This is a genomic window from Bacillus cereus group sp. BfR-BA-01522 (assembly GCF_022662635.1).
Classification (GTDB): Bacteria; Bacillota; Bacilli; order Bacillales; family Bacillaceae_G; genus Bacillus_A; species Bacillus_A cytotoxicus.
Window position 1 is genome coordinate 18,074 of the sequence record NZ_JAKUDY010000021.1, and the last position, 23,602, is coordinate 41,675.

The following is a 23,602-nucleotide window of genomic DNA, read 5'->3' on the forward strand; positions in this document are numbered from 1 at the left end:
GGTTACTCAGATTCTTATATTCCATAGGTATATAAGACAACACACAATACTCATACAACGACATTTCTGTTAATGCGACTAAGACTGCGCACGATTGTATAAGGTTTACTTGTGCGTTTAATGTGTAATTTCTATATAACAAAGAAAAACACCCATTATGGATGCTTTAACTTCTGCATATGTTCTTTTACTCGTTCATTACCTTTTTCCCAATACTCTTTATCAAGTTCGAATCCAATGTAATTACGACTAGTGTTAATACATGCTATAGCAGTTGTAAAGCTACCCATACAATTATCTAGTACAATATCTCCTTCTTTTGTGTATGTCTTAATAAGATATTCAAAAAGAGCAACTGGTTTTTGCGTTGGATGAAATGTTTTACTATCCCTCGGAAAATCAATTACTGACTTAGGATAATTCGTATACTTAGTCACATGTACTTTGTTCAACGATTCGTTATTTCTTTTTCCGAAAATCTTTAACTTTCTAGATGTACTTTTACGATAAATCGGTTTTTCTAGTTTTATTAAATCTTGCGGATAATATTTAGGTAACTTTTTATAAAACACTAATACATTTTCATGATTTTTCAAAGGCATTCTGTTGGCGTTTGGAAAACCAGTCGTATGGTTTCCTTTCTTCCAAATCCATTCATATCGAAATAATTCCATATTAGATGCAATTAATTTCGTTGTAAATGGCTGACTTGCTGTTAAAAGAATAGCCCCGTTGTCTTTTATGATGCGTTCATATTGTTCCCACAATGGACCAAACGGAATAATTTCGTCCCATTTACACGCAGTAGTTCCGTAAGGCAAATCGCAAAGGATTAAATCAATGGATTTATCCTCAATCATTTTCATTCCTTCTAAACAATCCATATTAAACACTTGATTCAACATTCTTATAACCGCCCTTTTCTTGCAAAATAAAAGGTACTCATCCCAACTATTAGAATGAGTACCTTTTGTGTAGTTTCTTAGCATTTTTATAAAAAAATACAAAGAAACTGTTCATCTCCTATTTACACGTGTAGTGATACGTGTTATAATATTTATAGAAAAGGAGGTGAACAAATGACAAGTTATAGTTCAAAAGAAATGTTCAAACGCTTAAAAAAAGCTGGATATGAATTACATAGTGTACGTGGCAGTCACCATCATTTCAAACATCCAGTAACAGGGAAGAAGATTCCAGTCCCACATCCCCGTAAAGATTTAGGCGTTGGACTTACACAAGAAATCTTGAAACAAGCAGGGCTGAAATAGCCCTCCTTGTTTCAAATGAACTATAACAAACATTATACACCAAAAAACAAGAAAGGATTCGATATTATGTCAAAGAATGAAAAAGACTATTACGTATATCCTGCTATCTTTAGATTTGATAGCGATAGCGTACTTGTAACTTTCCCTGATTTACCTGGATGTATGACAAGTGGCAAAAATCAAGAAGAAGCCTTAAAAATGGCTAGAGATGTATTAGGTGGTTTTCTAACAATAATGGAAGAAGATAACGACCCTATCCCTTCGCCAACCCATATAACAGATTTAACAGATTTAAACGATAATGAATATGTTTTATTAGTCGATGTCAGAATGCCGCCATATAGAATGACCGATAATGTTAAATTAAAAAAGAAAACACTAACTATCCCAGAATGGCTAGACAAAGAAGCTGTAAATAAAAACATCAACCAATCAAAATTACTCACTGAATCTTTAAAAGAAACATTAGGTTTCAATGATAATACACACACACCCTAAAAGGACGCTTGAAGCGTCCTTTTTTTTAATCAAAAAGAGGTTGAAATTCTGCACCTCTTTGAACCGACACTTTATAGGTAGGCAAGTATCAGCTCAAAGAAGAGCAGAAGCTCTCCCGTTTAGACCATTAAATTAATGAGAATTAAAGAGTGTACACATATACTAGAAAATCAAGAGAACAACGAGATTTGTTATATCTTATTTCCTTCTAGTATTAAAAAAACAACTGTCGATCCACGAAGCAACTGGGTTTACTCCATCAGTAACCAACAAGATAAAGTTTCGGAAGCCTTTCATATATAGTGGGCATTCGTATGACAAAAAATAGCGTTTTTAAGATAAAAAGCCTCAGCCAACCATGCAGAAGAGACTTTCTTTAATTTGTTTCCCTATTTTTTCGTCTGCTCTTCGTAATACCGTTTGAACAGTAGACTTCGATTTATTCATCATTATAGAAATTTCTCCCATCGAAAAACAATATCCTTTAAACATGATATACATTTCCCTCTCTGACTCCGATAATGTAGATAACGCATCATCTAACATGATTCGCTCCCATTCAGAAATTACACTTTCTTTTTCTTCTTTATCCCATTCATATTTTGTCGGTGTACTACGGAAATATCTTTGCATTAATAGCGGGTCACACGCCTTTTCACGCTCATATGCCGCTCTACGTTCAATGCCCCTCTTCGCCCCTGGTTGCTTTGCTGTACGCATCCATTCCAAGGCATATTCTATATCACTAATCATTTCTTTAATTACTTTTACATCTGCTTCCGCAGCAACCTCTTTCGCTTTCTCTAATTGTTTCAATGTTTCTCTGTATTCTTTCATTAATTCTTTCATTTTCATGGTCTATTTCCTCCTTTTAAATAAAAAAGAGGACGCTGAATTATAAATAGGAAAGATTACATTCCTATATACAATCAACGCCCTCTGAATCCGGACTATTAACTTCATTTTTTATGTTTATCCTTATAATATGGTATGTGAAATTTTTTATTTTAAATTTCTTTTCTGTAGTTGCTCAATTACATACCCACCACTGTTAACGCCTATTTTTCTTGCAATTTCTGCATATGTTAATCCTTCTTCTCTCATCGATAAAGCCACTACACATAATTTATCCCAATCTTCTTTTGTTCTTCTCTTTGGAGCATCCGCTGCATATGTACCACCTATATGAGTTCCTAGCTTGTTAATTCGTTTCCCTATCTCACAAACTGTTAAGCAATATTTTGTATTTGCATGCTGTTTACAATTTGCGCAATGCTCGTCCTGTAGGTTTAAAATCTTTATACGGATTTCCTTCTTATCCATTTTCCGATTTCCCCCATTAACCACATATTGGCCATTCTAATTTTTCTACTTGTTGCAGATAATCAACTAGTGCTCGATCTGTTCGTTTCACTACATATGCTCTTTTTTCGAATTCTTCTCGTGGGATAGATTTGCGGCCATTATCATATAGCATAGCTTCATAGTATTCTGCTACCAATTCGATAGGAGTAAAATAAATAACCTGGTCTGTTCTGAATTCTATTAAAAAGAAGCAAATAGCCCCTCTCTCTTGCGTATCCCTTAAAAAATCAATTTGGTGCCTATGAATATTATCTAATGGGAATCTACTTGTTTCCTTAGTAGACTTTGCTTCAAAGTAGATTGCTCTACCTTTGTATACACCGTCATAATCTACTGTAGATTTATCTTGCCAGCAGCTTTTCGTTATTTGTCCTAGCTTATTTGTTTTTAATACTTTTACAGGTGTAGGACGTTTATTAATTATTGCCACCATTGCTGATTTATACATTCGATTTGTAATGTTTAATAGATGCTCAAATGCCATCCCTCTATTTGCATATCCCATGATTTTCCCTCTTTCTATCGTTATTACTATTTTCTTATACAAAAGGATTATTTGGTTAAGTTTTCAAACTTAGCTCTGCCTATTACTTCAACTTTAGTCATACTAGTGATCCATCTATTAATAAAACGCTATCCTCACAATCACAAAATTCCGCGTGTAATTTATTTATTGGAGTGTCTATGGTAGGTCTAGCAAGACTAACCAAATATGTTGATAACGCTTGTTCACGCGTTAACTCTACTGGAACAGCTTCTTCTTTAACTTGTTCCGCACTATCACCAGCGACATTTTCTACATATATTTCAATCGCTTTATCCACATCGCCATTTACCGCAATTAACGCATAATATTCATGCTTATTAAACTCAAAGTATTTCATATCCATTCCTCCTTGAATATAACCAATAACTTGTCATATACTATCTATGCATCTAGGTTTTCATTTTGATCGGAGCAGTTAACTCTTGTTGGCTGCTCTTTTATTGCTTGTTCACTTCCACCCAAACTCCATGTTTCATTTCCCAACCTTGGTTGTACAATTGGAATATTTGTTTTTCTACTTGAGACATTTTCCTTTCTTTTTGCTTTTCAAGATCTTGCAGTTCCTTTTGTAGTGATTTAATCTGATTCTCATACTCTTCAAGTGCTTGCATATCTGTTTTTACATAATGCTTATAAGCTGCAACTCTTTCTTCTGGCCACTTGTCCATATCTATTCCCCTTTTCTCCAAAATGAAATTTTTATTAATCATCTATTAGGACCATTCGAAGTCGTTTCGTGCTATTTCCACAGCGTTTTTCATATATAGGGAAAGTCATATACCTCAAAAAATCTATTGACTTATTAGTTTCCGCATGAATTTCTGCTATTGTCCCTTCTGTAATGAAACGCTCGCCTTTATACAATGCGTAAATTCGTCTGTACCACGGTTTCCCCATATTTATTCTCCTTTCAACTAAAATAGCGTTTTTATTAAGAAATTTTTTCTAATTCATGTTCGGCATACCATGTAGACGGTCGTCCTATGATGTTATACTGAAATCCGAATGCAGGATTATTTAATGCACACCACCAATGATCAACCGTAACTACTTCGCCAGTTTCTTTAATCCGAACCCTTTCACCATCTTCAAATAGATGTGTTCTTTCTTCCATATTGATTTCTCCCTCCAATTAAGGATTTTGTTTAGTATTCTGTTGAAGCTATAATGCATGGGCTTGTAATGTTGTCATTTTTAATTACCCATTCAAATGTCTTGCGGACTACTATCGAATCTCCAAGTGGTCTTCCACATTGGAAATTGTCCTTTTCACTTTCTGGCAACTCATCTATGTCTACATACGTAACTTCTTGCAAACTAACTTCCCCGACGAACCCTTCGTTTATATCTTCATCTTCAAGGCCACATTCTTTCTTGTAATACGCTTTTGCTTGTTCTTCATTTTCAGCGCAAACCCAATCGCAATCATTCATTTTAAAAACTTTCATTGTAATCCCTCCATAGCTAATTTCATTGCTTCATGTAAACTATCCGATGACCAATGTCCCTCGTCTGCTAATGAATCATAAATCTCATTCGTTGTTAGTCCTACCATGAGTTCAACTTGAATTCTTCTAATTAACTTTCCGAAGTTATTTGTATAATTCAATTGATCCACCCTTTTCTCTAAAATAACTATTTTATTAAGAAAACTTATTTGCATTTTTCAATTTAACGTTTTCTAATTCAAGTTCACTTATTCTCCTTTGTAACTTTTTAATTGTGTTTATTGCCATAAAAGCAATGTCTTGAGCTTCTTTTTCGTATTCTTCACGAGTCAACGATCCATCTGTATTACCTCTCAGATGCCACAATTCCGATAACGTTTTATCAACTCTCATTTCTCATTCCCCTTTTCGATTAATCTTTATAAGGTTGCCAATTCATACCGTCCAAATTAATAGTTTCTTTTCCGTAAACTTTGCGCCCACGCCCTTGCTCAACTTTGGTTATTTCGTACCACTTGCCAGTATCATCATCTTTCACAACCCCTTTACTTGGCTTGTAAGAGAATGAAAACACCTTTTCACCATCTACATAAAACGGATACATTGTAACCCTCCTTTCCGACCAAATAACGCTTTGGTTATAAATCAGCTACTTTAAAAATCCTTTTATCACAATCAATACAATACGCAAATTTACTGTCCTTATAATTTAGATAATCATGAAAATCTCCATTCTCACGTTCGCTCCCATCGAAATTGTGTCTCCAAATAGATGAACCAGATATTTGTACTTTCGTATAATACCCTTCATTAGAACCACAATGAGGGCATTCATCTATTGGCGCTTTGACTTCATTCATTTCATCCCCTCATTTCTCTACAAAATTCAAAATGTATTACTTTACAAATCCACTTCGAATACAAATTTCAAAAGATACATAGCGAGCGTGATAAGAGCCCACGCTATCGCTACGACTGCAAAATCCGCTTTCTTCATTCAAACCACCACACTGCAATAGTAATCACCCAAACTAGCGCAATCCACTTCGTATCACTCATTGTCACATCCACCACTTTCTGCTCTCAGTTAAACTTTCTTTGGTTGAGCACCGTGTACTACTGCAGCACGCGGCAAAAAGTTTCTAACAAGATATAATGCTTCATGTTCATCTTTTGCATTGATATCTACATTTAGCTCACCTATCATTGGCGGGATCTCATATGTAACTACAAATAGATACATCTCAATACCCACTCGCTTGACGCACAAAGTTTTCTTTGTTTTTCTCTTTATAAGCACGCACAATATCTTCGTATTTATATCCATATAAGTAGCAAAGACGGAAGAAAATGCCGAACGCTCTGCTCAAACGGGTCATTGCTACATTAAGATTTTTGTAATAACACCAGGATTTTTTAGCAGCCAATGTATCTTGTATGTACCATTCGAACAATAAATTGACATTCGATACATTATTTTTCATAATGTGTTGATAACAAAAGTGCGGCACAATTCTACGTTTCAATGTATACCGGTCTAACTCAATAACAATATTCATAAGGAAGTGAAACCCATCTATCAATTCTTCAAGAAGACCTTGCTTTGGTGTTCCGAATTCTACACTCCACATTTTGAATGCTCTTGTTTCATTCCATGCTTCACTAATCTCTACTACTAATGCACGGAATAACATATCTAATTTGTCAGTACCTGTATAAGCGATACGCTTGTCTAGTTCTTTTTGCATTTCAATCAGTTCCGTAATATCAAAAGTTTGTTCCATCTCTTCTTTAGTGATAACGTGCAATTTTGATACATGTCTCATTGTGCATATACCCCTTTACGAAAGTCTTTAATAATGTTGCCTTGTTCATCAAAATAAACGATCTCCCAGTGCGGATGAAATCTAAACTTATGAGGATTTCCATCTAGTACAATAAATAAATCGTTTTTACAATTCCCAACAATCGTTCCCATTTTTCCTTGTACCTCAACGCGCATCCCTCGTTTAGCAAAATGGATTTTTCTGTAACGGCACATTTTTTGAAATGGCTCCTCCTTACCAAAAAGCGTACTAATATCAACAACATCCTTGTATTCACAAACGATAAATCCTTTAAATATTTCGAAAGGCATATCTATATAACCTAGCTTTTTCATTTGATTATAGTAGTGATATTTAGCCATTGTTTCATTTTCTTTTTCTACAATATGCTCACAACGCCATTGTGGAAAAATTGTATAAACACGGAATTTATACAGACTTTTCATCGCATTTCCTCCTGTTCATTATTGTCACAATCAGTAAGACCGCCAATTCTATCTCGTCCAATTCCCATAATTGGCGGTCTTTCGTTCTATAACACTCCAAATCTATTAACAGATCGATTAACTTTTGTTTCCGCAATTACTTATTTCACCTGCATCACATTTCATTTTCGAATCTTATCGAATACTCTAATTGCTATAGCGGACAAAATTCCCAATATTACAAAAATAATTAACGTATCCAGATTCATATCAATTTAACCCGCTCTATCTTCGTTGAAAAATAATATTTCTAGCTCATCCGGGTCCACTTCATATCGTTTACCAGAATTGATAATCATAATAGCAACCTTCCCTGTCTCTTTATCTTGATGTAATACTACTGAAGCATTTACATCATCACTAACATAATCACCAGAATGGAATTCATTATTTCTTCTATTTTTGGAAGCGAAGACTCTGCGGCGTTCTTCCCAATATTGCTCGTCTTCTGTTGCTAACCGACATTGATCAGCATATTGCCAGCCTTTATCTCCTGCGTTCATTACGTTTGTATTTCCCCAAACGCCATATACCTTAATTCTCCCTGTTTTTGAATCTATATCTAAGCACTTAACTCTCGCAAATGTTGTATAATCTTCGCACTCAAACGCTACCCAATCACCTAATTCAAAAGGCGTTTTAATAAATACCGGTACTGGAATGGCTGCTACTGCTATTTTCATTTCGAATTCCTCCATTTTATACATACTCAATTACAAATTGTGGTTTAAATTCCGTACTATCTAAGAAAATTCTTATCTGTTGTGGTTCCTGGGATTCTCTTGCTTTCCTGCAAAGTTCTTCTGCTGCTTCCCAATCAAAATTACTATTGTGCGCTCTGTTATAACGCCATATAGCTGTTACATAATCGATATACATATCAAAGTGATTATCCTGTCTTACCGAGCGCGGCAGCTCGTCCGCGCTCCATACATCGCAAGGAACAATCACCAGGACGTCTACAAAGTCCGGATGTCCAGGACGATGTTTTATGTTAGCTTGTTTGATATCAAAGGGTTCTCCGCGCATCACAACTTTTGTATCTTTTATATTTGTTATAACGGGTGGATCAATAAACAAATTCTCCGAAAAAATCGTCAGTTGCTCTTCCATGTTGATCACCTTCTTGTAATTGCAATGTATATACTAGCTGTTTATCTAACAATGTCCCCATTGCAGCATGCATCCACAAGTGTCCACCAATCTTTCTTTGTAAGAATTGCAGAATCGACAAAATTTCATCGTTAGATAGTTTTACAAACACACCTAATTTTTCTTGATTGAATTTACCACCGCGCTTTTCAATCTCCAGAGAAATGTTGTTTTCTTTTACATATTGTTCTGCTTTAACCAAATTAAGCTGTCGTACTTTATGCTGCCCGTACTTTTTTGTAATCAGCGTTAGCATATCTTTAAGCACTAATGTATCAACTACTTTTAATTTACTTTCTATTTCGCCGCGACAGCTTTTACAAAGCGTTTTCTCGCACCCGTCGATATACATATTTTTCACATCAGCAGCAGGAATGGTATCCCCACAAATATCACACCAATCACCGCTATCAAGCCAAGAATGATTCATTACTTTCAACTCCCTACCACTTTATTTTTTACGGTTAAAAATTTATTAATATTTATATTTTTATATACATAATTTTTTAATGGCCGCTTGTACATATATTGTGATATACTTGCAAATGTAAATTTATTTCGAAAATCCTTATTGGGTACCCGTCTTCACGATGGGTCTTTTTTATGCATTTTTGCGTATTTGTTCAACCACTTCCGGATTCCCACCTATTTCTGCAAGACGATCTGCAACGCCAAGCACATCGTTCCGCTCTTTATTTCTACGATATTGATCTCGTTTCTGTTTTTGCGTGTATAATTCAATTAGTTCTTTTTCAACTGCAGCTGCTTCGTCAGCTTGTTGATTACATAACTCCTTTAATTCTCTTGCAGCTGTTATTTCGCCATCACTCATAGCTCTATCGCATTGACGCAGCAAGATTTTACGATTTGTCGTATACTCACGAAGTTTGTTTTCTAACTTTCCAGCTCTCTGTATATGTTCTGGAAGCACTCTATCAGCTAATCCCATTCATTTCACCTCAATTTCAGCTACATCGATAAGGATGCAGCTGAAAGATATATGAATTACTGTTACGCAATAATAAATACTTTTTTGTTAGCGATTTCATCTGCTAGTTTTTCAGTTAAGTAGTTTTTAATGTTTTCAATCGCTAGCAATTTCCATGCTCCACCGTCCGCTTCAAACAACGCACATTTCGGCCCATTTTGCATACGGAAAACAAAAGGGCTTACTGGTTGTTCTACTTCAACAAACGTGCGAAATGGTTGTAACATGACAGGATTCGGAACTACCACATTAGCTCTCGTTGCAACACCCGTTTGAGCAACGACAGATTGTGAAACTCCATCATCACCAAATTGATTTACTGCTTCTTCACGAATATTTCCAACCACCTTCAGCATTACATCACGATCATCATTTTTAACAAATGCAGATTGCAAGCTAATATTAAAGCTCTCTGCATCATGAAATCTTTCGAATGTAAAGTGTGGGACAAAAGCCTCGGCTCTGATAAAAACATTACGGTTATAATCACCATTAACTTTTGTGAAACAAGAGATATTTTTAGGATTTTCAACATGAATCATTAACAGATGATCACCGTCGAATTCTGACTTGATATAATCTACTAATCCAGACAAACTGCTAACAGTGATTTCAGATGCTGTTGGTTCCTTTACGGCATATAACGGTTGAGTAGAATATGGTCGATTATTAATTCTTTCAACCTTTACTCCTGCTGTTTCTAGTAAGTATTCCATTGCTTGTTTAATCATTTTTACAGCTCCTTTACGGTTTATTAGTTAGTTAGTTTGTTGTTTACGAAAATCCACAACGGATGGTTCAAGTGTTTTGGGCTTATTTTGCGTTTCTTCTGAAACTATTTTTTCACCAATGTCATTAGCAATATCACCATCCCTATCAATGAACATTTGCCCCTTAATACCAGAAGATAATTCTTGCCCAACGATTTCACCTGTAGCGTCTTGCCCCATTAAAATCTTAGTGCCTATTTCTTCAGTTGGAGCTAAAGTAGATTTTGCTTGGACAATACAATCCAACACTTCACGTTTTTTTGTACCAGAAAGCGTTAAGGTTAATGTGATTTTTCTTTTTTTAGTTGGATCCGTGTTTGGATCTGCTATGTTCTCTAAAACCCGTTGGAACTCTGTATCAAATCTTTCTGCAAGAGCCCCTTCGGCAAATGTATTTAAATCAATTGCCATTTTGTACAACCTCCCTATACTAATCTTGGACGCCAAACTTTTATGTAATCTATTACTTCCTCGAAGTCCTTCTGGCGTACATTGTGATAGCTATTTACAGCAAACCTTGCATATACATCTTTCCAAATTGCCGAAAATACCTTTCTTCTTGTATCGTGAATATTTTTATTCACAATCCCTTCATCCCAAACCTTATAAACTCGACGGCTGACAGCATTTCTAATTGCAGTTTGTTGGCTATAATCCACCGTCATACGTTGATTAAGATCATTTTTAATTTCTTGCATTTCTGTCTTAATCTGACTCAGATCCTCCTCATGAGTAAGAGTTAATTTTAAAGTGGCTACTAATTGTTCTCTAGAAGTCGGAAGAGACGTTTGTTTCTGTTTTATATACTCTTCCATCCGATTAAATTCATTTATGAACATTTCTTTAAATTTAGCTGCCTTTTCACCTGTATATCCCATTATCAAGAACATCAGACCATCTCGTTTAAGAAGATATTTCTTATTTCGTTTTCCACTTCGATCTCTATATACACTCACGCCAAAATTGGCTTCAGCAAATTCCTTGCTGCATTGCAATCCTTCGATAGAACGAATAACTTTTGCATGTTCTTTATCAAACACTTCTGCCACAGTAAGACTATCTGTTACAACTGCATCACCATCTATAAATACTAAATGACTAATTGGTTCCTGAATGGATTGTAACGAATTCACTATGAAACCTCCTTTAATCACTCAACACATCATTGCGCTGAGTGATATATCAGTGATTAATTTTCATTTTCTTGAGTTTCATGGACTTGTTCGAACAAAAATACTAAGTTTTCTAGCTGAATACCACCTCTTTCAACTTCATTCAACAAAGTAGTAATATCACGACCCATGTTAGACCTCCTGTTTGTTGAATTTAATTCAACATATTGTTTTGAAAAATCATTTCAATAATTCCGCGTAGTCAATATGTAAAACGGAACATATCCTCTTTAAACGGAAATCTGGAATGTTAACATTGCCTTTTTCTATTTTATTAATAGATGATCTATCCTCATAACCTACTAATTTAGCCAATCTTTCTTGAGATAAACCTTTACGTTCTCTTTTTTCTTTAATGATTCGAGGATTATAAGAAATTGTCATTCAATCACCTCACTCACGAATACATGATACCATCATGTTGAATTTAATTCAACATTTTTTATTCACCCCCTGCATTTCACTAATTCAACATATGGTTGAATTTAATTCAACCATATGTTAAGATGTTGAATGTAGGGGGTGAAACAATGGAAAACATATTCGGAAACAGGTTAAGAGAATTGAGGAAAGTGAAAAAAATGACACAGCAAGATCTCGCAGACAAATTAACTTTATCCAAATCTCTTATTTCCAAATATGAAAACGGTGCAGCTAAACCTTCTTATGAGGTTTTAGAACAATTAGCACATATATTTGATGTAAGCGCAGATTATTTAACTGGTAAAATTAACACTTATATCGATGATGAAGATAAAGAAAAACAAATTAATTATTTATTACAGAAATACAATAAATTAGATCAAGAAAAAAGAAATAAACTTATAAAAGTTCTTGATGCCTTATTGGAATTATAAGAAGGTTGCTAGCGCAACTTTCTTTTTTATGTTCATATTATATCACAAAACAGAACATTTGTTCTAGTTTGGTTCGATTATTTTATATACTTATCACATAAAATGTCTATTTTATAGACATCCATAGTATAAACATATTATTCGATTTATAATTCTCAGTATGAGAGAATTTAGCAAAATGTTGAAAAAGATGCGAAATTCACACGGGTTAACTCAAGAAGAATTAGGAAATAAGCTTAATTTAAGCCGCGGTCAAATTAAGAACTACGAAAATGGTTTTGAACCAGACTTAGAAACTTTAGATCGTATCGCCTCCTACTTTAACGTACCTGTTGATATTCTTTTAAACAGAAATATAAAACCTAACACAAAAATTATTGAAAATACACTAATTGAAATTCAACAGATAATCGCTTCCATGAATGATGAACAACGAGAAGATTTTTGTAAAAAGTTACTTCCTTACGCAAAATTCTTAGATAAAGATATAAGGATATAGTTTTTAAAATCCTTCGTTCTTTTTCATGGCTTTATTTTACATGGAAAAATATTCTGATTCTAGCGGTAAAATGTACATAATTTTACAGTTTTATCAAGACAGCTAACAAGCTGTCTTTTTTGCGTTTGGTTCGACAAAACACGACAACATTCAACATATTTATTTGTTAATATTAGAAGGGGTACCGCCAGCATTTCGGAAAAAAACCACGCTAAGAGTATGCAAGATTTTATACAGTTTTTGGCTCATTTAGTAACAAAGGAGAACCCTAAAATCGCGCAGGATAGCAATGTATAAAAAGATGCATAGAATTATAGGAAAAGAAAAAGGCGAATTTCTTGTGAGAATAAGATTCCGCCTTTTTCCTCGCTACCGATAATGAGACGTTATGTTAACCTTATATGAATATGGTATTCATTGTTCTTTAGAAATTAAATTCAAAAGGATATTTATTTGCCATAAAGAAAATATAAACTTAGATTATATAATATTTATTCCTCTAATAAGGTGGTTTTAGATGAACTATAAGGAAAAAGAATTTACGTTAGATTTGAAAGAAAAGATAATTAACATAGAACAAAAACTTAGAAATGTTTCTGTTCAATTACTACAAAAATACGCCCCTTTATTTGTTAAAAAGGATATGGAGCTTTTTATTGAGCTTGAAAAAAGTAAAAAGGATACCTTTGAAATAGGTTATAAATCATCAATATTACTGGCAGTGACTGATGCACAAGGGGATATGATTGATTTTTATACGATACCAATTTGGGAATGTAATCGTCATTTTTTTGGTCTCCCAGTTTCAATAAATCTCCCTGGAAGCAAAGTAATGGGGGAACTTATTGATGAATCAGAAAAAGACATTCAAATTGAACTTAAGGAACATCTAGAAGAATTCTTAGAGTTACCAGACTAAAAACAAATTTCTGTTATTCAACTAGTAAATAACTAATGTTAAACAAACTAAATCTATTTACTTCCAATAACGAATTTTATGTAAATAAGCTACCCATATGGACAGCTTATTGTATTTTTGGTTTAGCGTGGTTTTTTTCCGAAATGCTGGCGGTACCCCTAGAATTAATATATGCAGATACTATTTGGAGAGGATGTATAATAGATGGGCTTTAGATTTCGAAAAAGTATAAAAGTGGCTCCTGGCGTGAAAATAAATGTTACCCACAAAGGTGTCGGTGTTTCCGCTGGTGTAAAAGGTGCGCGTATTAGTACTGGTCCATCCGGATCACGAATTACAACTTCTTTACCTGGCACCGGAATCTCATATGAACAACGTATAGGAAAAAAGAAAGGGTCTAAACAAAGTACAAATAGATCAACTAACCAAAAGTCAACAACTGTTAGTTCTAATGAACAATCATATACACAACCAAAAACTTCCGTAAAAAAAGAATTAAAAACTTTTAAAGTGACTCCTTTTCGTGTAAAGGATAACAAAGCAAATTCTTTCGCTAGAAAACTAATGAAGCCACTTTCTGTAATTACAGGCGCTTTCGCGGCCCTATTCTTGATTATGATGCTTGTTATTCCTGCTCTTATCCTAGCAGCTATCTCTTTCTTATGTTATAAAAATATAAAAACACCATTTGCAGCTGTATGCCCAGGATGTAATGCTAAAAATCTATTGATTTATAAAGAAAAGAAGATTGCTTGTCGTAAATGTAAAAGCACTCTTATAATTCAAAAATAAATTTATACTTTTATGCTTTTATGCTATACTCTATATAAGCAATGCATTATAAGAACAGATATTTTTGCATATAATAAAAGAAGAGATGCTGGATACATCTCTTCAAGTAACTGCTACCGTCAGGGTGGCGGTTATCATAAGTTATTTTTTCCTTTGAAAACCACCCCTGTGCTTGCGACGGCGAGGAGTGGTTTTTTCATTGTTTTCTTTAAGAAAACTTCTTTTGAAAACAAATGCAGATATTTCACGTACAATTGCTTTCGCGATTTCTTTCAAAAGTTCTACAATGAAATCCATAATTATCACCTCCTTTCCTTCCAGTTGGAAAGAAGGGATAACAAACCACCCTCACAATATGCAGTTACATACAGTCTACCACACTATCCTATTAGAAGAAATATCATTAGAATAAACTAAATTCCTATTGTAACAATACCAAACATAATACCGTGCTGTGGATAAGTGTATTTATCCACAGAAAAAGACCGACATTTATTGTCGGTCTTCGTATTTTCTCTTCTTTTTTCCACAAACTTCTGCTATCATTAAAAGAGTAGATATATAAATTGCAAATGTAAATTTTTTATATAAATTTAAACAATTAAAAAACCCCGACTTAATTTTCAAAGGTTCGTAGAGTTTGGCCGCTCCTGCTAACCGATGAAAATTGGAAAATGGAGATCGAGGTTTGTTTTCACATATTTAATTGCTACCTTTATGATAGCATAAACTAAAAAAAATGTGAACAACAATCCTCTAATTTCCTATACCCATTTTTGGACGGGGTGGAAAATGGAGGATTTTTATTATGTCTGTAACATTCAAAAAAGCTAAAAAGAAAACAAGAAACGAATTACAATTACCTATCTTACACTTTGTTTGTATGGATGACTGGATTGAAAAAATAGGTGATAAAGCATTTACAGCATGGTTAAAATTTTATACCTGGTGTAACCGTGAAGAAGATGAAAACGGGAATCGCCCAGAAGATGATGTAATTCCTTCTAGCTTGACTAAAGTTCAGAGACGTTTAGGGGTAGGAAAAGATACTTTCTATAACAAAATCTTAAAACCACTTTGGAATTATGGTTTGATAGATGTGTTCGAATACAAATCTGAAGATTGGAAAGGCCAAGGCAATGTAAATATCATTGTGTATGAATATCCACAAAATGAACATGCTCTATCTACTAAGCCATTAGAAAAAATTCGTGATTACGATACGGACTATACATCTCAAGCAAAAACTTTCGCCAAACTTGGTGGACGTCCTAAAAAAACGGGAGAAGCCCCCCGTTCTGAAATAGAACAGGGGGATGGTTCTCAAATAGAACAGGGGGGGTTCTCAAATAGAACAGGGCCCCGTTCTGAAATAGAACCCAATAATGTTTCAAATAATCTATCTAATGTTTCAAAATCTAATAATGTTTCAAAACCATCAAAGAATCTATCTATCTTAAATAGCATCGAAAATACAAATTTATATGATACTACAAAAATGGTGCTTAATAGAAAGATAGACAGAATTACTAATAAAAAGTTAGAAATTATTCTTTCTCTTTTTGACATCTATAAAACGGAGATAAATGAAGTTGCGTTTAACGCTGTATTAAATCGTGTACTAGATTCTTCTGTGAAAAAGAGCTTTAAAGGGTTATTAGAGCAATCTATAAAAACAGAAATTGCTAGCTTGCCTAAAGAAGAACAAAATTCTAAAAAACGTACAGAAATGATTCCAGATTGGAAAAAAGAAATAGATCAAGAAGATAACTTGCCATTACCCGCAGAAGAAAACGGACATGCTGAAAAAAATTTAGATGATGAACGTAAACATTTAGAAGAAATATTAAAGAAATATAAGCGTTAGTGATTAGATAAGGCGTTTACAATGTTGGGGGGGAGTAAAATGATAAAATCATATACACATTGGACTGTTTGGAATACCGAAGATGGAAAAAAAGTCATTGCAGATAATAATGGAACCATAATGGACAGAGATACAGCATATGAAACGATGCGTTTGATTCAAGAGTTTTACGATAGTGTATCAGATTCGGAAATTACAGATTGCAATAAACAACTACTAAAAGAACAATATGTAGAATTAGAGGAATGGGAACAGCAATATAAAAAACGCCAAGAATATGAACGAGAATATAAACCTACTTATATGTTCATTATCAAGAGGATAGATCAACCTGGTTATAAATTTAAATTCGGTGGTCATCGCGTTCATGATTTTGATGAAAAAAGAAAATTAAACACAATCAAAGAACAATTGGATTTAAGATTAGCTAACATTGGGAAAGAATCCGAAGTTCCTATTGAATTAGTAAGTTCGTTCATATATGTACATAATGCACCCGGAATTTATAAGCATATATTAGAGGTATATGGGCATTTTAGAGACGATTTTGGCTGGTTCGTATTGAATGATAAAGTTTTTGATAAAATCATTAATTACATAGAAAATGAAATGTTAGAGGTGTAAGTATGTCGTTTAGCACTGAAGTTATTAATCAAAGTATGAATAATATTGGAGGGTATATTGCACTATACTTTGGCCCTCCAATATTACTCATAGCAATACTAGTAATAATTGTATCTAGATATTTTGATGTATATTTAACTCGACAATTGTTCGGTATAGCTGCAGTGTGTATATTTGTTGGTTGGTGTATATATGTTTTTAATTACATTAGCTTAAAGTAAAAGTATTAACGGTATTGTGTATTTCTATATATCTAATTGGTTAGAATGCTACTGTCGTAAAGAAAAAACAATTAGGAGGATGATTTATGTGTGATTTCTCTACGTTTAGACTTTTACCAGATTGGAAGCCACCTATTTTTCATGGAAAAACTGTAAGAAGTAATATTTCCCAAAGTTTGTGGCGTAAGAAAATTAGGCAAACTCTTCTAGAATCTCATAACTTTACATGTTGTATTTGTAATCATAATGAATTAAAAGAAAATTCAAGGAAACTACATGCACATGAAGTTGAGGAATATGATCTAGATAAATTAGTATGTTGTCTGCAAGATATTCAGTTGTTATGTGCTAAATGCCATGCTTTTAGCCATTTTCGGTTAACTTTAGCAAGAGCGACACCTAAACAAATAACAGAGTTAGAAAATCATTTTATGCAGGTAAATAATTGTGAACGAGAAGACTTGCGTAAATACCTTTGTTTGAAGAGAAAACATGAAGACGAAATTATTAAAGAATTATATACAAGATTAGGTATACAGAACGTAATTAGGCGAGTTAACTATAAAGTTACTTATAAAGTGAATGAATGTGTACCTTTTTACAATGAAATTGTACTCCAATTAAAAAATAAAGGCTTATTATATGAAATGTAACTCCTCTTTTTTTACATAGAGAGGGATATTTATTAAAAAATTTCACGTACTTTATTAATTTATAAAAATATTAACCATATCATTAAGGGATTCTTTATTCAAGTGTATTTATGTATAGGCATTACTTAGAATTGCAACTTAAAAATTTAAATGTCCAATTAAACCAGATTGTAGATTTTTTAGGTTACTTACATGATATTCAATTTATTTGGGACAAAATGCATCCACAGGTTAAAAATCAGCTTGATTTAAAGAAATCACATTTAAATCATATTAGAGATATAGTCCATGTGTTTGTAGATATTGATCCTAAAGCATCTAACTTACGCAAAGTAAAAAGTACCGTACGAGTCAGAAATTATGAGTCTGCTTGTACGATACTTTTTATGTTATTCGGGTTTCTTACTTTCGAATAAAGTAGCTATTTCAGCATCATTGATAGATTCTTTTCCATACTCAATTTTATTAAATAAGTCATTGAGCATTTTTCTTAAAGATTGAATATTATTAGCTAAACTACCATCCATGCCTACATTCGATATCTCTTGAACTCTTCCGTTTTCCAATTGCTTCAATTTATTGCTAATCTCTAGAACCTCTGTGGAATATTCATTTTTAACATCAATTAATTTTTCTTTTTTCATTATGTATCACCTTTCTAATTCTACTTATGAATTTTTATACTCTTATTTTAGAATTTCACGTACTATATATCAAATAATAAAATACATAATGATTTTTAGAGAATATTGTAACATTTCGACGAAGACAAGGGTTTTCCCCCTCTATAACGAATGTTATAACAAGAGGTGATGGTGCTATGACAGAGAAAATAGGCAACTCTCAATCTATATATGTAAGCAAGGACGTAGCGACGATGCTAAAGATCCAAGAATCTACATTGCGTAAATACTGTATCATGCTCGAGGAACATGGTTACCATTTCCATAAGAATGAGCACGGACATCGCGGATTTATGGATAACGATATTATAACGCTAAGGAAGTTAATTGAAATTAAATCACACCCTGATATGACGTTAAAACAGGCTTGTAACGCAATAATGACATGGGTTAAAGAAAAAGATATGTCAGAGGTTGATACGGATGTTATAACGAAAACTGAGCAACATGACGAGCGATATAACGAGTTAAAAGAAATGATTCAGCAGCAAAATGAATTGCTAAAGCAAATGGCTATAAAAATGGATGAGCAACAGCGCTACATTGATGAGAGATTAGAAAGACGAGATCAGCAACTTATGAGTGCTATACGTGAGATGCAGGAGGAAAAACGTGTATTATTGGAAACTGCAGCAACGAAGAAAAAAACTTGGTGGAAATTTTGGTAAGAATATAAATAAAGTATAGATGGAGGAGAATAAAATGCTTTGTACTATGGTATTGGATGGTCGTTTTAGAAAAAATTTGCAACAACCATATGAATTATATTTTCAAACTTATACGGATAGAATATCTCCTGTTTTCGAAAATATAGATCAGGAAGCTGAAGAAGTTGCTAAAAATGCTTATAACCAAATGATGATGAATATAGGTTATGAGGATTGCGATCCTGGCGATTTCGCAGATGATGCATGGGAATTTGGAATAGATTATTATCAAAATGTTGCGTTAATGAGATACAACACAAAGTTAATGTGGATTTCTACAATGTATCAATTTTGGGAACAACAGGTTAGAAGATTTTTATATAAAGAAATGACTCGCAGCGGCTATAAAGCTTTTAATAAAAATCAACAAGAAATAGAATATAAAGATTTTTGTAAAAATATCGTTAAAATAAAGGAGTTCTTCCTTAAATTTAATGTTGATGTTGAAACTTTACCATGTTGGGAAAAAGTAAACGAGCTAAGACTATTAGCTAATGTAATAAAGCATGGGCCAGGTGAATCCGCTGAAAAGTTATTGAAAATCAGACCAGATATTTTCGATTCCTCATGTATATCAACTAATCTATTAGATTTATATCAAACGACCTTAAACGATGTGGTTATTAATATAAGCGATCAAGATTTCAAAATGTATGCAGATGCGTTGAGGGATTTTTGGGGAGAGTTGCCAGATAGAATGTTATTGAAATAAAAGTACCTAAAAAGTTAATGAAATAATTTACAGTAGTAGCTTGATTATATAAAAAGAGATTCTAATGCAGAATCTCTTTTTATATGTAATGTTTTATTGATACTTATATAATTATTATATTATTATTAATAAAATGTTGATATTTATCTATATTTTAGATAGAATTAAGATACCATTATATAAGTATTACATAATCGAAATGTAAGTATTAATGAAATTTAAGGAGACGATAAAATGACAAAAGTATTTGCGATTGATCACGGTAATGGTGCCGTTAAAATGCGTACGGATGTGTTTAAGAAGACACTTCCAGCGATCTATTCCTTTGCGTCTAATGTTGGCGAAGCATTATCTGGAGGCAAAATGAAGCTTAAAACTTATAAAGTTGATGGCGCTGAGTATGTATGGGGAGATGACATCATTAAAGTAAATAATACATTGAACACATACGCTCAACAAAACCGTTATAAAACTAATCAATATATAACATTATCTAAAATTGCACTAGCTGAGATGGCAGCGAAAACAAATGTAAAAAGCTATGATGAAGTTCTTGTTGTAACTGGTGTTCCAAGCCAAGAAATTGGCACAAGAGCAGTTGAGGAAATCAAAGAAGTGTATCAAGGGACTCATGAGGTCGAAGTAAATGGTAAAAAGGTAACTATTAATGTAGTTGATGTAATCGTTCTGGCTCAACCAGTAGGAACAGTTATGAGTCGCTATCTAGATGAAGATGGTTTTGTTGCTGATGATTCCTATGAAGATATGACGGTTGGTATTATTGATATCGGTACAGGTACAACAGATTTAGATGTAATCTCTATGCTGCGTCGCGAAAAAGAATCTACTTCAGTTCCAAAAGGAATGCACGATGTATATGAACCAATCGTTTCTAAAATAAAAAAAGAAACAAGTGCTGCTATTAATGATTATAAGTTGGAAAAAGTGTTCGAAAGCGGGGAATACCAAGCTTCTAAACGTATGGATCCAATCGACTTTAATGAAGAGAAAACGGCTTCAATTAAAGAAGTTTACGATTTTATTGTAAACGGAGTGAACAATGCATGGAAAACATTCGACCGTTTTGACGAAGTGCTTGTCTCTGGCGGTGGCGCGAATACTTTCCATGAATTATTGGAAGAATGGATTGGTAAAGTAACTAAGTTAGAAGAAAGTCAAACTGCGAATGTAGAAGGCTTCTACAGATACGGTAAATTTGAGGTAGGCGAAGAAGATGGCGAATAAGACATACCTTCTGTCTTATGACGATGTACTAGATAAAGACATTAAAGAGTGGCTAGAATCTTTACCACGTAATAGAAAAGCCGAAATGGTTCGTACTGCTATTAGACATTATATGCATACGAGTGGTTCTATTATTATTCCTCCAGTGAAAGAAGAAAAAGTGGAACCTAAAAAAAATGAGAGGAAGCGTCCTAAATTAAGTAGGGGCGGTAATTTCGAAAAAGAGTAATTACAAATGAATACAAAAAGAGAAAGCTCTTCCCAGCTTGCCGGCAACGAAAGAGCTTTCTCTACACTATGAAAATCTGAAAGGATGATTGAACAATGTCAAATACCCTTATCAAATTAACAACTAGTGAACCTATTCTACCACAAAAACGTAGCAAAAAGGAATTGTTCGGAACATTTCGGTATTTTTTTAGACATCACTATAATCGATTAAATAAGTGGTTTGGAATTGATGAATGTAAAAGTGATCGCATTTGGTACTATGGAACAATCTTTCTTATGTTTTTTCTTCCTGCTGTTACATATGTCGTTTCTAATTTAATATGGTCCTAAATGAAGATATGATATAATAAATTTCGGGTATACTGGGCTATCTTCTGTGAGGATGGCTCTTTTTTATTATGGTTATACTATTATAGGGAGAGAACATTATTAATGAATAAAGCAGTATTCTTAGACCGCGATGGGGTCTTAAATGAGGTATTAACCAATCGGGTGAAATTCGTAAATACACCAGATGATTTATACTTATTACCTGGAGTCGCAGAATCTATTGCGAAATTAAAACAGAATGGATTCAAAGTATTTACGGTAACAAACCAAGGTGGTATTGGACTTGGATATATGAGTCATGAGCAACTTGAGAATATACATAATAAATTACAATGTGAGATTTTAAAGTTGAATGAATCAGCAATTATAGACGAAATTATGGTTTGTGAACATAAACCTAAAGATGGATGTAAATGTAGAAAACCAGAACCAGGAATGCTATTAGCCCTAGCGAAAAAACATAATTTATCTTTAACAGACAGTTATACGGTCGGGGATCGTGAAGTTGATGTGGCAGCTGGTATCGCTGCTGGTACAAAGACAATACTTGTTACAAATGAAAATAAACCGACACAAGCGAGTTTTAAGTGTTTAACATTATTGGAGGCAGTTGATTATATTTTAAGAGATAACAAGGAGGAGAATGAGAAATGCCATTTGTAATACGTGGTGAAGGATTCATTCTAACGGATTGTGAACCAGGAAAAGAAGAAAAAGAGTTGGAATTTGAAACGTATGAAGAAGCTGAAAAAACATTAAATTTGATACAGTTCCCTATGCGCAATCCAAATGCAAAAATTGTAGAGATTTAGCCCATAATATAGGATAAATACACGATGGGATGTTGTTAGGATGTAAATAGTAGTCCGGACTAACAATTTTGAGTGCTATATAACACGTTGTGTCATGCGGGTTTTAAGCAAAAATAAACATGCAGTTCTTACCCCAACTTCAGTGTACAAATCTAACTCCCCATATCCTGCATAATTTACCTAGTTTTTTTGTTAGGCCGGACTAACAAAAATCTAGGTAAAACATTTACAATTATTTTACATTTAATGGTTATTTATAATGATATAATGAATGTAACAGCATTATTATCCAACAATGGATACTTCGCCCTCTTCGGAGGGCATTTTTTTTGATATGAAGTATAGGTAATTCATGGTTTTGTATTGCATCTTTGACACTATATCTTATACAGTTAAAGAAAAGGTTCGAATTTAAAGAATCCACGGAAGAATGGGAATAAGGGTAGAACAATATTTTTATGAAGAATTAGGCGACATCATTGTGGAGGTACTTCAATGATTAATTTGAAAGGCGAAAAGGAGCAATAATATGAACATAGACAACGCTAGTTATGGGAAAGGATTACGTGACGGAATTATCATGTCTCACGAAAGCGAAATTAAATTTATTGAAGAGCAAATTGAATTTTTGAAAGCAGCACTAGAAAAATAAACTGACGTAAATACTGCCTAATTCAATGCTATCATTAAAGAGAAAAGGAGATGATTTGTATGATTAATTTGGAACCTTATCATTGCTGTATTTGTGATACAGATGAATCAGTGGAAATTGAGATTGATGACTTTGAAGAGAGAAGAGAAGTTTGCATGAATTGTGGTTATGTTCATTTCGGTGCAGCGGATCCATGGGAAATTGAAGAAAATGAAAAAATTGAGAAATGGATAAAGGAATCAAAGATGAAAAGAGCCGACTCATAAGAGCTGGCTC

At 33.5% G+C, this 23,602-nt stretch carries 43 protein-coding genes; 18 read left to right on the forward strand and 25 right to left on the reverse strand.

Annotation, left to right across the window (positions count from 1 at the left end; genetic code table 11):
• Positions 1-155: 155 nt before the first annotated feature.
• Entirely contained in the window at positions 156-905 is a 750-nt protein-coding gene (locus MR059_RS19955) for a DNA-methyltransferase (RefSeq protein WP_242161961.1), read from the reverse strand.
• A 174-nt stretch (positions 906-1,079) separates the two neighbouring features.
• Here MR059_RS19955 and MR059_RS19960 point away from each other — a divergent pair, with 174 nt between their 5' ends.
• Together MR059_RS19960 and MR059_RS19965 are read left to right on the forward strand one after the other, a co-directional pair.
• Positions 1,080-1,271 carry a type II toxin-antitoxin system HicA family toxin gene (locus MR059_RS19960; RefSeq protein ID WP_087099634.1) on the forward strand — a complete coding sequence of 64 codons (192 nt, stop codon included), beginning with the start codon at positions 1,080-1,082 and terminating at the stop codon, positions 1,269-1,271.
• A 66-nt stretch (positions 1,272-1,337) separates the two neighbouring features.
• Positions 1,338-1,769, forward strand: a complete 432-nt coding sequence (locus MR059_RS19965; protein WP_087099636.1) for a type II toxin-antitoxin system HicB family antitoxin — start codon at positions 1,338-1,340, stop codon at positions 1,767-1,769.
• Positions 1,770-2,117: 348 nt separating this feature from the next.
• Here the strand turns inward: MR059_RS19965 and MR059_RS19970 are convergent, their stop codons facing one another.
• The 22 genes from MR059_RS19970 to MR059_RS20075 form a co-directional block, all read right to left on the reverse strand.
• Entirely contained in the window at positions 2,118-2,618 is a 501-nt protein-coding gene (locus tag MR059_RS19970) for a sigma factor-like helix-turn-helix DNA-binding protein (protein ID WP_087099703.1), read from the reverse strand.
• Between the two features lie 153 nt (positions 2,619-2,771).
• The gene (locus MR059_RS19975) at positions 2,772-3,092 is read right to left on the reverse strand and encodes a zinc-finger domain-containing protein (protein WP_087099638.1); all 321 of its coding nucleotides are present in this window, start codon (positions 3,090-3,092) and stop codon (positions 2,772-2,774) included.
• 16 nt (positions 3,093-3,108) lie between these two features.
• Positions 3,109-3,639, reverse strand: coding sequence for a Holliday junction resolvase RecU (locus tag MR059_RS19980; protein ID WP_087099640.1), 531 nt, complete (start codon positions 3,637-3,639; stop codon positions 3,109-3,111).
• 97 nt (positions 3,640-3,736) lie between these two features.
• Positions 3,737-4,018, reverse strand: coding sequence for a hypothetical protein (locus MR059_RS19985; protein WP_242145563.1), 282 nt, complete (start codon positions 4,016-4,018; stop codon positions 3,737-3,739).
• A gap of 100 nt (positions 4,019-4,118) precedes the next feature.
• Complete coding sequence (locus tag MR059_RS19990) at positions 4,119-4,349, reverse strand: hypothetical protein (protein ID WP_242161962.1); 231 nt, start codon at positions 4,347-4,349, stop codon at positions 4,119-4,121.
• Between the two features lie 263 nt (positions 4,350-4,612).
• A complete protein-coding gene (locus MR059_RS19995; protein ID WP_242161963.1) occupies positions 4,613-4,795 on the reverse strand; it encodes a hypothetical protein in 183 nt (60 codons plus the stop codon).
• A gap of 31 nt (positions 4,796-4,826) precedes the next feature.
• Complete coding sequence (locus MR059_RS20000) at positions 4,827-5,129, reverse strand: hypothetical protein (protein WP_242161964.1); 303 nt, start codon at positions 5,127-5,129, stop codon at positions 4,827-4,829.
• Complete coding sequence (locus MR059_RS20005; protein WP_242161999.1) at positions 5,126-5,290, reverse strand: hypothetical protein; 165 nt, start codon at positions 5,288-5,290, stop codon at positions 5,126-5,128. The genes MR059_RS20000 and MR059_RS20005 overlap by 4 nt, the downstream gene beginning before the upstream one ends.
• Positions 5,291-5,324: 34 nt before the next feature.
• Positions 5,325-5,522, reverse strand: a complete 198-nt coding sequence (locus MR059_RS20010) for a hypothetical protein (RefSeq protein ID WP_242161965.1) — start codon at positions 5,520-5,522, stop codon at positions 5,325-5,327.
• Positions 5,523-5,541: 19 nt separating this feature from the next.
• Positions 5,542-5,733: a hypothetical protein gene (locus MR059_RS20015; RefSeq protein ID WP_000283199.1), complete on the reverse strand. Its 192-nt coding sequence runs from the start codon at positions 5,731-5,733 to the stop codon at positions 5,542-5,544.
• A gap of 34 nt (positions 5,734-5,767) precedes the next feature.
• The gene (locus tag MR059_RS20020; protein ID WP_242161966.1) at positions 5,768-5,989 is read right to left on the reverse strand and encodes a hypothetical protein; all 222 of its coding nucleotides are present in this window, start codon (positions 5,987-5,989) and stop codon (positions 5,768-5,770) included.
• Positions 5,990-6,216: 227 nt separating this feature from the next.
• Entirely contained in the window at positions 6,217-6,372 is a 156-nt protein-coding gene (locus tag MR059_RS20025; RefSeq protein ID WP_176371966.1) for a hypothetical protein, read from the reverse strand.
• Between the two features lies 1 nt (position 6,373).
• Entirely contained in the window at positions 6,374-6,955 is a 582-nt protein-coding gene (locus tag MR059_RS20030) for a dUTP diphosphatase (protein ID WP_087099657.1), read from the reverse strand.
• Complete coding sequence (locus MR059_RS20035) at positions 6,952-7,401, reverse strand: hypothetical protein (RefSeq protein WP_087099659.1); 450 nt, start codon at positions 7,399-7,401, stop codon at positions 6,952-6,954. Before MR059_RS20035 ends, MR059_RS20030 begins: the two co-directional genes overlap by 4 nt.
• Before the next feature lie 254 nt (positions 7,402-7,655).
• Positions 7,656-8,123 (reverse strand): hypothetical protein, encoded by a 468-nt coding sequence (locus MR059_RS20040; protein ID WP_242145624.1) that lies wholly within the window; start codon positions 8,121-8,123, stop codon positions 7,656-7,658.
• A gap of 16 nt (positions 8,124-8,139) precedes the next feature.
• The gene (locus MR059_RS20045) at positions 8,140-8,553 is read right to left on the reverse strand and encodes a cell division protein SepF (RefSeq protein ID WP_242161967.1); all 414 of its coding nucleotides are present in this window, start codon (positions 8,551-8,553) and stop codon (positions 8,140-8,142) included.
• On the reverse strand, positions 8,510-9,022 hold the full coding sequence (locus MR059_RS20050) for a hypothetical protein (RefSeq protein ID WP_242161968.1): 513 nt from the start codon (positions 9,020-9,022) through the stop codon (positions 8,510-8,512). Before MR059_RS20050 ends, MR059_RS20045 begins: the two co-directional genes overlap by 44 nt.
• Before the next feature lie 171 nt (positions 9,023-9,193).
• The gene (locus tag MR059_RS20055) at positions 9,194-9,541 is read right to left on the reverse strand and encodes a hypothetical protein (RefSeq protein WP_242161969.1); all 348 of its coding nucleotides are present in this window, start codon (positions 9,539-9,541) and stop codon (positions 9,194-9,196) included.
• Between the two features lie 62 nt (positions 9,542-9,603).
• Positions 9,604-10,311 (reverse strand): hypothetical protein, encoded by a 708-nt coding sequence (locus MR059_RS20060; protein WP_242161970.1) that lies wholly within the window; start codon positions 10,309-10,311, stop codon positions 9,604-9,606.
• A 27-nt stretch (positions 10,312-10,338) separates the two neighbouring features.
• Positions 10,339-10,761 carry a replication terminator protein gene (locus MR059_RS20065; protein WP_242161971.1) on the reverse strand — a complete coding sequence of 141 codons (423 nt, stop codon included), beginning with the start codon at positions 10,759-10,761 and terminating at the stop codon, positions 10,339-10,341.
• 14 nt (positions 10,762-10,775) lie between these two features.
• A complete protein-coding gene (locus tag MR059_RS22050) occupies positions 10,776-11,483 on the reverse strand; it encodes a Rha family transcriptional regulator (RefSeq protein ID WP_242161972.1) in 708 nt (235 codons plus the stop codon).
• A gap of 219 nt (positions 11,484-11,702) precedes the next feature.
• Positions 11,703-11,906 carry a helix-turn-helix domain-containing protein gene (locus MR059_RS20075; RefSeq protein ID WP_242145617.1) on the reverse strand — a complete coding sequence of 68 codons (204 nt, stop codon included), beginning with the start codon at positions 11,904-11,906 and terminating at the stop codon, positions 11,703-11,705.
• A 146-nt stretch (positions 11,907-12,052) separates the two neighbouring features.
• Between MR059_RS20075 and MR059_RS20080 the strand changes: the two genes are divergently transcribed.
• The 4 genes from MR059_RS20080 to MR059_RS20095 all read left to right on the forward strand — a co-directional run bounded on the left by MR059_RS20080 (position 12,053) and on the right by MR059_RS20095 (position 14,589).
• Positions 12,053-12,379 (forward strand): helix-turn-helix domain-containing protein, encoded by a 327-nt coding sequence (locus MR059_RS20080; protein ID WP_242161973.1) that lies wholly within the window; start codon positions 12,053-12,055, stop codon positions 12,377-12,379.
• 178 nt (positions 12,380-12,557) lie between these two features.
• The gene (locus tag MR059_RS20085; RefSeq protein WP_242161974.1) at positions 12,558-12,878 is read left to right on the forward strand and encodes a helix-turn-helix domain-containing protein; all 321 of its coding nucleotides are present in this window, start codon (positions 12,558-12,560) and stop codon (positions 12,876-12,878) included.
• 517 nt (positions 12,879-13,395) lie between these two features.
• Positions 13,396-13,797, forward strand: a complete 402-nt coding sequence (locus MR059_RS20090) for a hypothetical protein (protein WP_242161975.1) — start codon at positions 13,396-13,398, stop codon at positions 13,795-13,797.
• Between the two features lie 204 nt (positions 13,798-14,001).
• Entirely contained in the window at positions 14,002-14,589 is a 588-nt protein-coding gene (locus tag MR059_RS20095) for a DUF4236 domain-containing protein (RefSeq protein WP_242161976.1), read from the forward strand.
• Between the two features lie 141 nt (positions 14,590-14,730).
• Here the strand turns inward: MR059_RS20095 and MR059_RS20100 are convergent, their stop codons facing one another.
• Positions 14,731-14,886 (reverse strand): hypothetical protein, encoded by a 156-nt coding sequence (locus MR059_RS20100; RefSeq protein WP_204082016.1) that lies wholly within the window; start codon positions 14,884-14,886, stop codon positions 14,731-14,733.
• Between the two features lie 511 nt (positions 14,887-15,397).
• Between MR059_RS20100 and MR059_RS20105 the strand changes: the two genes are divergently transcribed.
• The 3 genes from MR059_RS20105 (at position 15,398) to MR059_RS20115 (ending at position 17,954) form a co-directional block, all read left to right on the forward strand.
• Positions 15,398-16,456, forward strand: coding sequence for a hypothetical protein (locus MR059_RS20105; protein ID WP_242161977.1), 1,059 nt, complete (start codon positions 15,398-15,400; stop codon positions 16,454-16,456).
• Between the two features lie 39 nt (positions 16,457-16,495).
• The gene (locus MR059_RS20110) at positions 16,496-17,080 is read left to right on the forward strand and encodes a hypothetical protein (RefSeq protein WP_242161978.1); all 585 of its coding nucleotides are present in this window, start codon (positions 16,496-16,498) and stop codon (positions 17,078-17,080) included.
• A 307-nt stretch (positions 17,081-17,387) separates the two neighbouring features.
• Positions 17,388-17,954, forward strand: a complete 567-nt coding sequence (locus tag MR059_RS20115; RefSeq protein ID WP_242161979.1) for a hypothetical protein — start codon at positions 17,388-17,390, stop codon at positions 17,952-17,954.
• Positions 17,955-18,343: 389 nt separating this feature from the next.
• On the opposite strand, the gene MR059_RS20120 is transcribed toward MR059_RS20115, so the two are convergent.
• Positions 18,344-18,598 carry a hypothetical protein gene (locus MR059_RS20120; protein ID WP_242161980.1) on the reverse strand — a complete coding sequence of 85 codons (255 nt, stop codon included), beginning with the start codon at positions 18,596-18,598 and terminating at the stop codon, positions 18,344-18,346.
• Between the two features lie 176 nt (positions 18,599-18,774).
• On the opposite strand from MR059_RS20120, the gene MR059_RS20125 reads away from it, so the two are divergent.
• From MR059_RS20125 to MR059_RS20160, 9 genes are all read left to right on the forward strand, one after another.
• Complete coding sequence (locus MR059_RS20125; protein WP_242161981.1) at positions 18,775-19,305, forward strand: DUF3967 domain-containing protein; 531 nt, start codon at positions 18,775-18,777, stop codon at positions 19,303-19,305.
• Between the two features lie 34 nt (positions 19,306-19,339).
• Positions 19,340-20,056 carry a hypothetical protein gene (locus MR059_RS20130; RefSeq protein WP_242161982.1) on the forward strand — a complete coding sequence of 239 codons (717 nt, stop codon included), beginning with the start codon at positions 19,340-19,342 and terminating at the stop codon, positions 20,054-20,056.
• A gap of 234 nt (positions 20,057-20,290) precedes the next feature.
• The gene (locus MR059_RS20135; RefSeq protein ID WP_242161983.1) at positions 20,291-21,301 is read left to right on the forward strand and encodes a ParM/StbA family protein; all 1,011 of its coding nucleotides are present in this window, start codon (positions 20,291-20,293) and stop codon (positions 21,299-21,301) included.
• Positions 21,291-21,530 carry a hypothetical protein gene (locus tag MR059_RS20140; protein WP_242161984.1) on the forward strand — a complete coding sequence of 80 codons (240 nt, stop codon included), beginning with the start codon at positions 21,291-21,293 and terminating at the stop codon, positions 21,528-21,530. Before MR059_RS20135 ends, MR059_RS20140 begins: the two co-directional genes overlap by 11 nt.
• Positions 21,531-21,625: 95 nt before the next feature.
• Positions 21,626-21,862: a hypothetical protein gene (locus tag MR059_RS20145; RefSeq protein WP_242161985.1), complete on the forward strand. Its 237-nt coding sequence runs from the start codon at positions 21,626-21,628 to the stop codon at positions 21,860-21,862.
• A gap of 102 nt (positions 21,863-21,964) precedes the next feature.
• Positions 21,965-22,525 (forward strand): D-glycero-alpha-D-manno-heptose-1,7-bisphosphate 7-phosphatase, encoded by a 561-nt coding sequence (locus MR059_RS20150; protein ID WP_242161986.1) that lies wholly within the window; start codon positions 21,965-21,967, stop codon positions 22,523-22,525.
• A complete protein-coding gene (locus MR059_RS20155; protein ID WP_242161987.1) occupies positions 22,513-22,674 on the forward strand; it encodes a hypothetical protein in 162 nt (53 codons plus the stop codon). Before MR059_RS20150 ends, MR059_RS20155 begins: the two co-directional genes overlap by 13 nt.
• A 529-nt stretch (positions 22,675-23,203) precedes the next feature.
• Positions 23,204-23,326, forward strand: a complete 123-nt coding sequence (locus MR059_RS21905) for a hypothetical protein (protein ID WP_277927696.1) — start codon at positions 23,204-23,206, stop codon at positions 23,324-23,326.
• A 59-nt stretch (positions 23,327-23,385) separates the two neighbouring features.
• Positions 23,386-23,592: a hypothetical protein gene (locus tag MR059_RS20160; protein WP_242161988.1), complete on the forward strand. Its 207-nt coding sequence runs from the start codon at positions 23,386-23,388 to the stop codon at positions 23,590-23,592.
• Positions 23,593-23,602: the final 10 nt, after the last annotated feature.

Excerpts from the sequence above, each read along its gene's own strand:
- MR059_RS19955 (WP_242161961.1), bottom strand. The coding sequence starts at position 905 with ATGTTGAATCAAGTGTTTAATATGGATTGTTTAGAAGGAATGAAAATG.
- MR059_RS19960 (WP_087099634.1), top strand. The coding sequence starts at position 1,080 with ATGACAAGTTATAGTTCAAAAGAAATGTTCAAACGCTTAAAAAAAGCT.
- MR059_RS19965 (WP_087099636.1), top strand. The coding sequence starts at position 1,338 with ATGTCAAAGAATGAAAAAGACTATTACGTATATCCTGCTATCTTTAGA.
- MR059_RS19970 (WP_087099703.1), bottom strand. The coding sequence starts at position 2,618 with ATGAAAGAATTAATGAAAGAATACAGAGAAACATTGAAACAATTAGAG.
- MR059_RS19975 (WP_087099638.1), bottom strand. The coding sequence starts at position 3,092 with ATGGATAAGAAGGAAATCCGTATAAAGATTTTAAACCTACAGGACGAG.
- MR059_RS19980 (WP_087099640.1), bottom strand. The coding sequence starts at position 3,639 with ATGGGATATGCAAATAGAGGGATGGCATTTGAGCATCTATTAAACATT.
- MR059_RS19985 (WP_242145563.1), bottom strand. The coding sequence starts at position 4,018 with ATGAAATACTTTGAGTTTAATAAGCATGAATATTATGCGTTAATTGCG.
- MR059_RS19990 (WP_242161962.1), bottom strand. The coding sequence starts at position 4,349 with ATGGACAAGTGGCCAGAAGAAAGAGTTGCAGCTTATAAGCATTATGTA.
- MR059_RS19995 (WP_242161963.1), bottom strand. The coding sequence starts at position 4,795 with ATGGAAGAAAGAACACATCTATTTGAAGATGGTGAAAGGGTTCGGATT.
- MR059_RS20000 (WP_242161964.1), bottom strand. The coding sequence starts at position 5,129 with ATGAAAGTTTTTAAAATGAATGATTGCGATTGGGTTTGCGCTGAAAAT.
- MR059_RS20010 (WP_242161965.1), bottom strand. The coding sequence starts at position 5,522 with ATGAGAGTTGATAAAACGTTATCGGAATTGTGGCATCTGAGAGGTAAT.
- MR059_RS20015 (WP_000283199.1), bottom strand. The coding sequence starts at position 5,733 with ATGTATCCGTTTTATGTAGATGGTGAAAAGGTGTTTTCATTCTCTTAC.
- MR059_RS20020 (WP_242161966.1), bottom strand. The coding sequence starts at position 5,989 with ATGAATGAAGTCAAAGCGCCAATAGATGAATGCCCTCATTGTGGTTCT.
- MR059_RS20025 (WP_176371966.1), bottom strand. The coding sequence starts at position 6,372 with ATGTATCTATTTGTAGTTACATATGAGATCCCGCCAATGATAGGTGAG.
- MR059_RS20030 (WP_087099657.1), bottom strand. The coding sequence starts at position 6,955 with ATGAGACATGTATCAAAATTGCACGTTATCACTAAAGAAGAGATGGAA.
- MR059_RS20035 (WP_087099659.1), bottom strand. The coding sequence starts at position 7,401 with ATGAAAAGTCTGTATAAATTCCGTGTTTATACAATTTTTCCACAATGG.
- MR059_RS20040 (WP_242145624.1), bottom strand. The coding sequence starts at position 8,123 with ATGAAAATAGCAGTAGCAGCCATTCCAGTACCGGTATTTATTAAAACG.
- MR059_RS20045 (WP_242161967.1), bottom strand. The coding sequence starts at position 8,553 with ATGGAAGAGCAACTGACGATTTTTTCGGAGAATTTGTTTATTGATCCA.
- MR059_RS20050 (WP_242161968.1), bottom strand. The coding sequence starts at position 9,022 with ATGAATCATTCTTGGCTTGATAGCGGTGATTGGTGTGATATTTGTGGG.
- MR059_RS20055 (WP_242161969.1), bottom strand. The coding sequence starts at position 9,541 with ATGGGATTAGCTGATAGAGTGCTTCCAGAACATATACAGAGAGCTGGA.
- MR059_RS20060 (WP_242161970.1), bottom strand. The coding sequence starts at position 10,311 with ATGATTAAACAAGCAATGGAATACTTACTAGAAACAGCAGGAGTAAAG.
- MR059_RS20065 (WP_242161971.1), bottom strand. The coding sequence starts at position 10,761 with ATGGCAATTGATTTAAATACATTTGCCGAAGGGGCTCTTGCAGAAAGA.
- MR059_RS20075 (WP_242145617.1), bottom strand. The coding sequence starts at position 11,906 with ATGACAATTTCTTATAATCCTCGAATCATTAAAGAAAAAAGAGAACGT.
- MR059_RS20080 (WP_242161973.1), top strand. The coding sequence starts at position 12,053 with ATGGAAAACATATTCGGAAACAGGTTAAGAGAATTGAGGAAAGTGAAA.
- MR059_RS20085 (WP_242161974.1), top strand. The coding sequence starts at position 12,558 with ATGTTGAAAAAGATGCGAAATTCACACGGGTTAACTCAAGAAGAATTA.
- MR059_RS20090 (WP_242161975.1), top strand. The coding sequence starts at position 13,396 with ATGAACTATAAGGAAAAAGAATTTACGTTAGATTTGAAAGAAAAGATA.
- MR059_RS20095 (WP_242161976.1), top strand. The coding sequence starts at position 14,002 with ATGGGCTTTAGATTTCGAAAAAGTATAAAAGTGGCTCCTGGCGTGAAA.
- MR059_RS20100 (WP_204082016.1), bottom strand. The coding sequence starts at position 14,886 with ATGGATTTCATTGTAGAACTTTTGAAAGAAATCGCGAAAGCAATTGTA.
- MR059_RS20105 (WP_242161977.1), top strand. The coding sequence starts at position 15,398 with ATGTCTGTAACATTCAAAAAAGCTAAAAAGAAAACAAGAAACGAATTA.
- MR059_RS20110 (WP_242161978.1), top strand. The coding sequence starts at position 16,496 with ATGATAAAATCATATACACATTGGACTGTTTGGAATACCGAAGATGGA.
- MR059_RS20115 (WP_242161979.1), top strand. The coding sequence starts at position 17,388 with ATGTGTGATTTCTCTACGTTTAGACTTTTACCAGATTGGAAGCCACCT.
- MR059_RS20120 (WP_242161980.1), bottom strand. The coding sequence starts at position 18,598 with ATGAAAAAAGAAAAATTAATTGATGTTAAAAATGAATATTCCACAGAG.
- MR059_RS20125 (WP_242161981.1), top strand. The coding sequence starts at position 18,775 with ATGACAGAGAAAATAGGCAACTCTCAATCTATATATGTAAGCAAGGAC.
- MR059_RS20130 (WP_242161982.1), top strand. The coding sequence starts at position 19,340 with ATGCTTTGTACTATGGTATTGGATGGTCGTTTTAGAAAAAATTTGCAA.
- MR059_RS20135 (WP_242161983.1), top strand. The coding sequence starts at position 20,291 with ATGACAAAAGTATTTGCGATTGATCACGGTAATGGTGCCGTTAAAATG.
- MR059_RS20140 (WP_242161984.1), top strand. The coding sequence starts at position 21,291 with ATGGCGAATAAGACATACCTTCTGTCTTATGACGATGTACTAGATAAA.
- MR059_RS20145 (WP_242161985.1), top strand. The coding sequence starts at position 21,626 with ATGTCAAATACCCTTATCAAATTAACAACTAGTGAACCTATTCTACCA.
- MR059_RS20150 (WP_242161986.1), top strand. The coding sequence starts at position 21,965 with ATGAATAAAGCAGTATTCTTAGACCGCGATGGGGTCTTAAATGAGGTA.
- MR059_RS20155 (WP_242161987.1), top strand. The coding sequence starts at position 22,513 with ATGCCATTTGTAATACGTGGTGAAGGATTCATTCTAACGGATTGTGAA.
- MR059_RS21905 (WP_277927696.1), top strand. The coding sequence starts at position 23,204 with ATGAACATAGACAACGCTAGTTATGGGAAAGGATTACGTGACGGAATT.
- MR059_RS20160 (WP_242161988.1), top strand. The coding sequence starts at position 23,386 with ATGATTAATTTGGAACCTTATCATTGCTGTATTTGTGATACAGATGAA.